General features: G+C 63.9%; 7 protein-coding genes. 4 read left to right on the top strand and 3 right to left on the bottom strand.

Annotation, left to right across the window (positions count from 1 at the left end; translation table 11 throughout):
* The first annotated feature begins 450 nt into the window (after positions 1–450).
* The gene (locus VIG90_RS00695) at positions 451–1,713 is read left to right on the top strand and encodes a hypothetical protein (RefSeq protein WP_331591443.1); all 1,263 of its coding nucleotides are present in this window, start codon (positions 451–453) and stop codon (positions 1,711–1,713) included.
* A gap of 74 nt (positions 1,714–1,787) precedes the next feature.
* Entirely contained in the window at positions 1,788–2,894 is a 1,107-nt protein-coding gene (locus VIG90_RS00690; protein WP_331591442.1) for a DUF892 family protein, read from the top strand.
* 60 nt (positions 2,895–2,954) lie between these two features.
* On the opposite strand, the gene VIG90_RS00685 is transcribed toward VIG90_RS00690, so the two are convergent.
* The 3 genes from VIG90_RS00685 to VIG90_RS00675 form a co-directional block, all read right to left on the bottom strand.
* On the bottom strand, positions 2,955–4,796 hold the full coding sequence (locus VIG90_RS00685; RefSeq protein WP_331591441.1) for a glycoside hydrolase family 15 protein: 1,842 nt from the start codon (positions 4,794–4,796) through the stop codon (positions 2,955–2,957).
* Positions 4,797–4,922: 126 nt separating this feature from the next.
* Entirely contained in the window at positions 4,923–6,362 is a 1,440-nt protein-coding gene (locus VIG90_RS00680) for an oligosaccharide flippase family protein (protein ID WP_331591439.1), read from the bottom strand.
* A 312-nt stretch (positions 6,363–6,674) separates the two neighbouring features.
* A complete protein-coding gene (locus VIG90_RS00675; RefSeq protein WP_331591438.1) occupies positions 6,675–8,495 on the bottom strand; it encodes a DEAD/DEAH box helicase in 1,821 nt (606 codons plus the stop codon).
* Between the two features lie 151 nt (positions 8,496–8,646).
* Between VIG90_RS00675 and VIG90_RS00670 the strand changes: the two genes are divergently transcribed.
* Together VIG90_RS00670 and VIG90_RS00665 are read left to right on the top strand one after the other, a co-directional pair.
* On the top strand, positions 8,647–9,207 hold the full coding sequence (locus tag VIG90_RS00670; protein ID WP_331591437.1) for a DNA-3-methyladenine glycosylase: 561 nt from the start codon (positions 8,647–8,649) through the stop codon (positions 9,205–9,207).
* A gap of 243 nt (positions 9,208–9,450) precedes the next feature.
* The coding region (locus VIG90_RS00665; RefSeq protein WP_331591436.1) for an ATP-binding cassette domain-containing protein at positions 9,451–9,768 on the top strand (318 nt) is incomplete at its 3' end.

The following is a 9,768-nucleotide window of genomic DNA, read 5'->3' as shown; positions in this document are numbered from 1 at the left end:
CCGAGAGCCGCTCCGTCCGTCCCGGTGAGGGCGTCACCGCGTCGGGAGGCGGCTTATGGCCCCAACCAAACCAAGAGTCAACGACAACAGGCAAACTTTTTGAACTTTTTGCGAAACCGACTTTCAAGTCTAAATATTTCAAACACTTATCAGGATGGATCGTGTACCCTGGAACGCCGGCCGTAGCGTAGACACTGGATTTGTCATCACAAGAATTAGCCCGGAGCGGAGACTCACAGCTTTCGGCCGCGCCACGGTACATGGCTTCCCCGGGGTCTGGATGCGAAGCTAGTCTTGGCGCGAGCGTTGCTTGCCGAGCGAGGCGGGGCAGGGCAAGCGGCCCGGAGGCGTAGCGATAAACTGGCATCAGCCCGACGGAACCCCGCCAGCGGCAGCGTGTTGGAGAAACATCCCCCTGTTTTCCAAACCAAACGCGCCGGAGTGGTCATCATGACATTCAATCCTCTGCAGGAAAAAGGCATCCCGCTGGAGAAGCAGCTGCGAAACTGGTCTGAGCTCAACGTTCCGCCTTACCGGAAGGAAGATGTGCATCCCTACACCCGCTGCCGGGCGATTCTGGCCAACGGCATCGAGGTCGAGGCGGTCATGTTTTCCCATACGATGGCGCGCAATACGCTTGATCCGGACGTCAAACGGATGCTCGCCATGACCCGGCGCATCGAGGCCCAGCAGCAAAAGGCCGTCAACTGGCTGATCCCGGGCGAGGAGTCGACCCTGGAGGTGACGATCGGTTACGAGCAGGTCGCGGTAGACCTGACGGCCTGGGTCGCACAGAACGAACCGGATCCCTACCTGCGCCAGGTTTACGAATTCGGCCTGCTTGAAGATTTCGATCACCTGTACCGGTACGCCAACCTGCTTGAAATGCTGGAAGGCAAGCAGGCGCAAGCACTGGTGGACGATCTGACCGAGATCATGCCGGGCCGCCCGACCATCTTCGAGCATCGCGATCCGCGTGACGAGATCCGACGTCCGATGCCGGGTCTGGCTGCTGATCCGCAGTCGATCCTGAACGCGCTGACGGTCATGTCTGCCGAACAGCAGACCATGAATTACTACATGACGATCGGCAACCGGCCAATCGAGCCGATTGCCCGCGGTCTGTACGCTGAGATCGCGGAGATCGAAGAGCAGCACGTCAGCCACTACGAGTCTATCCTCGATCCCAGTGCGACATGGATGCACAACCTTTTGCTGCACGAATATAACGAGTGCTGGATTTACTGGTCCCTGATGCAGGAGGAACCGGACCCGCGCATTCGGGCAATCTATGAGCTGCATCTGAACATGGAAATCGAGCACCTGCGCATTGCCGGTGAGCTGATGAAGCGGGTGGAGCGCCGCGAACCGCAAGAGGTGATCCCCGGTCCGTTCGTGGCGCCGCTGTCCTTCCGCGAGAACAAGGCTTACGTGCGCTCGGTCCTGCAGGCGCAGATCGACCTGACGGCACAGGAGTCCATGTTTGTGCCGGTGAGCAGCCTGCCGGCCGACCACCGTTACTTCGACTATCAGCGCACGGTGAACAACGGCATGGTGCCGAGCGAGGCCGTCATCCAGCAGGCCATTGAAGTCAACGGCACGGATTATCGCCACGAGATTCTGGGCGAGCACCCGGTGCCGGGTCTTCAGCGCGAGCGCAATGGCGCCAGCACCACCTACGCGGAAATCGTCAAATCCGCCGAAGCCGCCTGAGGTTGCTCGGGCCGGGCACGGCCACACAGGGTCGTGCCCGTCCGCAGCGCCCGTTGTACATATGGGAGGCAATCATGAAAGCGACCACGGACTCCAAGGCCCGTCAGGACGCCGGCGGTCTTATCATGACAGTGATGGAGCGCATGGCCGTCAGCGACAAGGTGCTGCCGGACGTGACCGAACTGCTCATGCAGGACCACCGCCAGGTAAACGATTGGTTCGAAGCCTATGATCGGCTGCCTGATCCGGCGATGAAATCCAATGTGGCCAAGCAGATCTGCGCCGCACTCAAAGCCCATGCGAGTGCGGAGGAAATCATTCTCTATCCCTTTGCGCGCGCTTCAACCGGCGATGAGACGCTGGTCGACCGCGCCTTTGAGGAGCATGGGCGGATCAAGGACCTGGTGGCAGCCATTGAGCTGGCCGACCCCGGCAGTGCCGAAATGGATGATCTGATCCACCGCCTAGCCGGCGAGGTGCAACTACACGTCGTCGAGGAGGAAGGCCGGATGTTCCCCGAAATGCGGGAGCAGGGGGCCGATCTTTACGCCATTGGCGGTGCTCTGGCAGCGCGGCGCGCGGAGTTGATGGCCGCTGACATGGGCAAGAGCACGCCGCGCGCCCATGGACCGCTCAAGCCGATTTACTGGAGACCCGACATGCACCAAGCCTCAGCCGAAATTGCAGAGTCCCTCTTCGTTGCCGGACTGAAGGACGCCCATGCCATGGAGCGTCAGTCCCAGGAAATGCTGGAGTTGATGCTCTCCCGCATCGAGAACTATCCACAGGTGCGGGAGCGGGTTGCACAGCATCTGGACGAGACCCTGATGCAGAAGGAACGTCTGGAGCAGATTCTGGAAATGACCGGCTCTGACCGCTCCGTATTCAAGGATATGGCGATGTCGGCCATGGGCGTTATGGGCGCCATGGCCAACGCCATGGCCGAGGATGAAATCCTGAAGAATTCCCTCACCAGCTATGCGCACGAGAATTTCGAGATCGCCTCCTATGAAGCGTTGATCACGCTGGGTCAGGAAGCGGGATACACCCAGGCGCTGCCGCTTCTGGGGAAATCCCTCACCGAAGAGCGGGGCATGGCCATGTGGCTGGCCGAACACCTGCGCGAAGTGACGCTGATTTTCCTGCAACTGCGCAGTCAGGGCGTCAAGGCCGGCCGCTGACGCGGTTGACCGTCCCTGATGTGGAGAAGCAGCCGGGCCCCTCCCCGGCTGTTTTTCTTTTCACCATCGGTGCTCGAAGGCTTCGCGCCAGCTCTTGCTGAGGCGCATGGCGGCAAGAATAAGCCCGACCATGGAGTAGGTTTGCGGATAATTGCCCCAGAGTTCGCTGGTCCGCGGATCGATATCCTCCGACAATAGCCCCACGTGGTTACGGCAGGCCAGCAGGTTCTCGAACAGGGCCCGGGCCTCGTCCCGCCGTCCGATGGCCGCAAGCGCGTCGATGTACCAGAAGGTGCAGACGGTAAAGGCCGTCTCCGGCATGCCGAAGTCATCCGGCACCGCGTAGCGGAACATATGGTTGCCCCGGCGCAATCTCTGCTCAATGGCGGCAACCGTACCGATGAAACGCGGGTCCGATGCCGCGACGAAGCCGACCTCGTGCAGAAGGAGCAAGCTGGCGTCCACATCGTTGCCGTCGAACGTCCCGACGAAACAGTTCATGGTGGGATTCCAGGCCCGCTCCAGAATGACCGAACGGATGCGAACGGCCTCCTCACGCCAATAGGCTTCTCGGTCCGGCAGAGCAAGGATGGCGGCGATTGCAGCCAGCCGATCACAGGCCGCCCAGCACATGACGCTGGAATAGGTATGGACGCGGGATTGCCCCCGATACTCCCAGAGGCTGGCATCAGGCTCGAGCGCCACCTGCGCGGCTCGCTCGCCCAGCAGCTCCAGGCGGCGGAACAATGCCATGTCGCCTATTCGCGGAAGGCGCTTGTCGAAGAACATCTGCGCGGCCGCCAGCACGACGCTGCCGTAAACATCGTTTTGCACCTGCTCGCCCGCCTGGTTGCCGATGCGCACCGGGCCCATGGCCCGGTACCCCTCCAGCGCCGGGGCGATTCGCTCGGTTAGGGGCGTGCCAGGCAGGACGGCATAGACGGGCTTGATGTTCCCGCCCTCCTCCATTGCCGCCACATTGACCATGTAGCGAATGAACTCTTCCATCGTCTTGGTGACGCCCAGCCGGTTCAGGGCGTGGACGACGAAATAGGCATCCCGCAGCCAGCAGTAGCGATAGTCCCAGTTGCGCCCGGAATGGGGCGCTTCGGAAATCGACGTGGTCAGTGCAGCGACCACTGCCCCGGTTTCCTCGAAAGCGCAGAGCTTGAGCGTGATGCCGGCGCGGATGACAGCCTCCTGCCATTCAAACGGCACGTGCAAGTAGCGCGCCCATTCATGCCAGTAGGACTCGGTGCGCGTATAATACTCGCGTGACATGTCGGCGATGTCCGCCTCGAGCGCCTCATCCGGACCAAGGATGAGGTGCACCGGGCGGTCGAGCACGAAGGCGGCCTCGGCCGAGAGGTAGGATACGGGAATGTCGCTGGTGATCCGGAACGCCAGCTCGCCGCCGCTGTGGAAGCTGATGTGATTGCTGCCCAGAACGCGCGTCATCGCCTGCGCGCCGTAATTGGCCAGGGGCCGTATGCGAATGCTGATCCTCGGGCTGCCGGAGACAGGCTCTATCCGCCGCAAAAGATACGGCGGATGAAGGGCGCGGCCATAGGCCTTGAAGCGGGGCGCGAAATCCACCACCCGAATACAGCCACCGTTGTGGTCATAGAGGGTCGTGACGGCAATGGCGGTGTTGCGCACATATTCCTGGCTGCTGCCCGCCATGTTGAGGAGTTCGACCGAGAAGTAACCGGCTTCCCGGTGCTTGCCCTTGGGCTGAAGCAGGCTGCAGAAGATAGGATCGGAATCGAAATGAGGGAAGCAGGACCAGACGATCTTGGCTTTTCTGTCGATGAGCGCATTCAGCATGCAGTTCCCGACAACCGCCAGATTAAGCGTCTGGTCAGGCGCAGGGTGCTGCTGGGCCGGTGACAGGTGCTCCATCCCCCACTTCCTTTACTATAATGATTCTCGCCTTCTTCCTTAGGTGGGCCCGCCTGCGCCGGCGGCCACCCGCATGGTTTCGGTTCAACCCGTTACAGCTGCGGCCTGCCGGAGCGGCCGGCTTACTCAGGTCCGACGCAGTCTGCCGGAGACACGCTGCAGGACTGCGGCGACCTTCTCAAGCGCGGTGCGCTCAAGGCCGTCCGGCTTTCCGGCCACCAGCCAGAACAGCGCGACCAGCGCGGCATAGACAATCGCACCCACGGCAATCTTGATGGCCAGCATCAGGATGTCCGGCACGGTGAAGATCAGCGGCAGCGCCAGAACCGCACCTGCCATGAGCGTGCCCGCCAGCATCGGTCCGCAGAAGCTGCCGGCCTGCGCAAGCATGGAAACGCCGCTGGCGCGGGCCATCATCGCCATCAGGTACACGAGGGTGATGGCCGAGAGCGTGACCGTCACCGTCGCCACGCCCATGAGGCCGAAGTGAAGATAGACCGGTATGGCCGAGGACAGAATGATGATGGCCTGGATCCAGCTGATGACCGCGTTCTTGCGCAACTGACCCAGTACCACCAGCTGATCGGTGACGATGAGCGAGATGATCCGCAGGGCCCCGGACAAGGCCATCAGTTTCATGATGTCGATGGCCTCGATCCAGTTGTCGCCCAGCGCCACCAGCACCAGCTCGTGGCTGACGGCGGCCAGCCCGAAGCAGATCGGCGCGGTGATCAGCGTAACCCCATGGAGCGCGCGCAGGAAGGCGCGGCGGTAGCGCTCCAGATCGTCACGCAAGCGCACCATGCCGGTGTAGAGCACGCGGCTGATCGGCATGGCGATCTCGAACGCGGCCGTTCCGGCCAGTTCCGCTGCCATGGTGTAGATGCCCAGCACGCCCGGCCCGGCCACCCGGCCAAGGGTCAGGGACATGCCGCGCATGAGCAGGGTCTTGCCCAGATTGTTGACGAGATACCACTGGGAGAAGGACCAGATCCGCCCCCATCCGGAGAAGTCCAGCCGGGGCCGGTAGGGAAACAGCGTGAAGCTGAGCAGCACGGTCATGGCGGTGCGGGCCAGAGACCCCAGCACCAGCGCCCAGTAGCTGCGATAGACGAGCGCGATGGTGAGCGTCACCACGATGGCGACGACCTGCGAGACCACCTGCTGCCAGAATGTGGAGGAGAAGCGCAGCTCCTGCTGGATGGCCGTGACGCCGATGTTCTCGAACGCCCGCACGAGCACGGTGATGGCCACCACATGGAGAATGGCCTCCACCCTGGCGTCCCCATAGTAGGCGGGCGCGAGGAAGGCGAGGCCGGATATGACGACTGCCAGTCCCAGATTCTGGACGATGCGCAGCGTCCAGGCGGCATTGTAGTACTGCCGCCCCTTCTCGCCCATTTGAATGACGGCGCTCTCGGCGCCCATGTTCATGATGGAGTCGGCAATGGCCACGAACGCCATGGCCATGGCCACGATGCCGAAGTCTCCCGGCGACAGGAGGCGGGCCAGAATGACAACATTGACGAGGCCGAGAAGGCGCAGCACCCAACGGGTTGCCACCATCCAAGCCCCACCGACCATGAGACGGGACGCCAACGGCGCAGCCTTGGCTTCCCGTGCTATCTGCTCACCCTCTGACATCAATGCCCTGATTACCCGACCCGAAGGGCAGTGCCTAGTTCTACGTCACTCAGGCATGGCCCGCACACGACGGGGAAATCCCCCGCCGCGTCAGGCTCAAGACTGGCAACGCCCTGACCTGCCGCGTGCGTAAGGATAGGCCGAAAGTTCCGCCAAGCCAGAGGGGACGGCTCAGGAAACGCCGGCGGGCCCTAATTCGGGGCTGGACCGCGCAAAGCGCGATCAGGGATTGGCTCAGGGACGGCCGCGGCCGCCCTTGGCGCCCGACCGGGCCGGACGGCCATGGCCTTCGCCGCCACGCGGACGGTCGCCTTGGTAGGGACGATCACCCTGATAGGGACGATCCCCCTGCGGGCGCGGACCACCGCGCGGCTTGAACCCCTTGGGGCCGCCACGCGGCTTGCCGCCGTCATCCCCGAAGCGGGGCGACAGGCGCGGGCGCGAACGGGGTGCCTCGTTGGCAGGTTCGGCCGGCTCGATGATGACATCCGGATCTTCCGCCGCGGCCTTGCGCACCGCCGCCATGAAGCGAGCAGCCGCAGAGGCGGCCACCTCGAAGCGGGTATCACGGTCAAAGATGCGAATCGCGCCGATGTCGCGGCGGGTCACATGGCCGTGGCGGCACAGGAACGGCAGCAGCCAGCGCGGATCCGCATTGCCGCTGCGGCCGACGTTGATGCGGAACCAGGACGACTCTTCAAAGCCCTGACGGGGACCGCGCTCGCGCTCGTCCGGCTCGGGCGCGCCATCGGCAAACAGCTCTTCGGGCTCCGGCAGGCGCTCGCGGTGCAGGCGCACATAGGCACCGGCAATCTGCTCGGCCGTGAACTTCTCCAGCAGAGCCGCCACCGCTGCCTGCTCTTCCTCGCCCGGGCCTTCGGCCAGCGTGGCCTCGCCGAGCATCCGCTCAAGGTCCTTGGCCCGGATTTCATCGGCCGAGGGCGGGTTCATCCACTGCGGCTTGAGCTTGGCCTCGGCCAGCAGACGCTCGGCGCGGCGACGGCGCGAGTGCGGCACGAGAACGGCGCAGATGCCCTTCTTGCCCGCGCGGCCGGTACGGCCCGAACGGTGAAGCAGCGTGGCGCTGTCCGTCGGCAGCTCGGCGTGAATGACGAGGCCCAGATCCGGCAGATCGATGCCACGGGCGGCAACGTCGGTTGCGATGCATACGCGGGCACGGCCGTCACGCAGCGCCTGAAGCGCATGGTTGCGCTCGGACTGGCTCAGCTCGCCCGACAGGGCAACGGCCGAAAAGCCCTTCTCGAGCAGATTGCCGTGCAGGCGGCGCACCGCCTCGCGGGTGGCGCAGAACACCATCGCGCCGCGGGCATCGAAGTAGCGCAGCAGGTTGACGATGGCGTGTTCAAGGTCGCTCGGGGCGACGCGCACGGCGCGGTAATCGATGTCGGCGTGCTGACCGCCGGTGGAAACCGTGGAGATGCGCAGGGCATCCTGCTGGTACTGCTTGGCGAGCTGGACGATGCCCTTGGGCAGGGTTGCCGAGAACAGCAGTGTGCGGCGCTCCTCCGGCATGGCGTCAAGGATGACTTCCAGATCGTCGCGGAAGCCGAGGTCGAGCATTTCGTCGGCCTCGTCGAGCACGACGACGCGCAGGGCCGAGGCGTCAAGGCTACCCCGGTTGAGGTGGTCGACCAGACGGCCGGGGGTGCCGACGACGATATGCGCGCCCTGCGCCAGCGCCCGCTGTTCGCGGCGGATGTCCATGCCGCCGACGCAGGAGGCAAGCCGCGCGCCGGCCGGGCCGTAGAGCCATTGGAATTCGCGGTGCACCTGAAGGGCCAGCTCGCGCGTCGGCGCGATCACCAGTGCCAGCGGCGTGCGGGTCGGCGGCATGGTGTTATGCTCGCCGAGCAGATCCGAGGCCATGGCGAGACCATAGGCCACCGTCTTGCCTGAACCGGTCTGGGCAGAGACCAGCAGGTCCTGCGCCTCGGCTCCGGCGGTGATGACGGCCTCCTGCACGGGGGTGGGCTCGGCGTAGCCCTTTTCAGTAAGGGCCGCTTGCATAGCAGCGTGAACGGGAGGAAACGGCATGGTACAACACCCAGCTTAACGGACAGACAATTTGTGGCAGAACCCGCCACAGCAACAATCCGGCAGCCGACAGGTTGCGTGTTCCCTTGCACGCGATGGGGGGCGGCGGTCAACAACCGTTTCGACAAAAAGCCGTTTCATTGGGGTATTTATGCTGACCCGGGACTATTTCACGCAGGATGCCGTCACTCTGGCGCAAGCCCTCATCGGCGTGCGACTGCTGGTGGATGGCGTGGGCGGCATTATCACCGAGACGGAATGTTATACGGCGGATGATCCGGCCTCGCACAGCTTTCGCGGCCCAACGAAGCGCAACGCCGCCATGTTCGGCCCGCAGGGACACGCCTACGTCTATCGGATCATGGGTCTGCACTGGTGCTTCAACGTGGTGTGCGGCGAGCAAACGGGCGACGGCAGCGCCGTGCTGATCCGGGCGCTGGAGCCCACCCACGGTCTTGAGATAATGGCACAGCGACGCGGGACCGCTGACCCGAGACGACTCTGCGCCGGGCCGGGCTGCCTGGCGCAGGCTCTGGGCCTGACCGGGGAGGACGACAAGCGCCCGCTCGATGAGCCGCCTTTTCTGTTCAAGGCGCGGGAGGCCGTGCCGGAAATCATGACGGGCACGCGCATCGGCATCACCAAGGCCGCTGACCGGCCGTGGCGGTTCGGCTTGCGAGGCTCTCGCTTCGTCAGCCGACCGTTTCGCTGACCTTCGCTCCGCTGACTTTTCGCGCGCCTTGGTGAAAAACAGCCCTGTGCCTGCGGGCAAAGCCGGACTATAAGCACGCCCTGCGCGCGGCTTCGGCACCAGAGCCTTTTGAGATCCGGTCACCTCGGATCAGGGCTTCTGGCGCTTGTTTGGTCGCACTTTCGCAAGCAACGGGTATGCCACCCTGCTCGAAAGCTGCTCTCGTGTTCACTGGCCAGAGATTGGCATTTTCCGGATTCTCCCATGCTTAGCTTCAACAAGGTCACGCTGCGCCGCGGTGCAAAGCTTCTGTTCGAAAACGGCACCTTCAACCTGAACGCGGGCGAGAAGATGGGCCTTGTGGGCGGCAACGGCGCGGGCAAGTCCAGCCTGCTCGGCCTGCTGCGCGGCGACTTCCTGCAGGAAAGCGGGGACGTGGAGTTCCCCTTCAACTGGCGCGTGGCGCACGTGGCGCAGGAAATCGAGGAAACCGACCGACTGGCGCTGGAATTCGCCATCGACGGCGACGTGGAGCTGCGCCAGCTGGAAGCCGAGCTGCGCAAGGCCGAGGAAGACGACGAC

The organism is Pedomonas sp., from assembly GCF_036515995.1.
Lineage (GTDB): Bacteria > Pseudomonadota > Alphaproteobacteria > Sphingomonadales > Sphingomonadaceae > Pedomonas.
This window is presented reverse-complemented; position numbering and strand designations above follow the sequence as displayed.

Bases quoted from the DNA above. Each gene is read 5' to 3' on its own strand.
- VIG90_RS00695 (WP_331591443.1), top strand. From the start codon at position 451: ATGACATTCAATCCTCTGCAGGAAAAAGGCATCCCGCTGGAGAAGCAG.
- VIG90_RS00690 (WP_331591442.1), top strand. From the start codon at position 1,788: ATGAAAGCGACCACGGACTCCAAGGCCCGTCAGGACGCCGGCGGTCTT.
- VIG90_RS00685 (WP_331591441.1), bottom strand. From the start codon at position 4,796: ATGGAGCACCTGTCACCGGCCCAGCAGCACCCTGCGCCTGACCAGACG.
- VIG90_RS00680 (WP_331591439.1), bottom strand. From the start codon at position 6,362: ATGGTGGCAACCCGTTGGGTGCTGCGCCTTCTCGGCCTCGTCAATGTT.
- VIG90_RS00675 (WP_331591438.1), bottom strand. From the start codon at position 8,495: ATGCCGTTTCCTCCCGTTCACGCTGCTATGCAAGCGGCCCTTACTGAA.
- VIG90_RS00670 (WP_331591437.1), top strand. From the start codon at position 8,647: ATGCTGACCCGGGACTATTTCACGCAGGATGCCGTCACTCTGGCGCAA.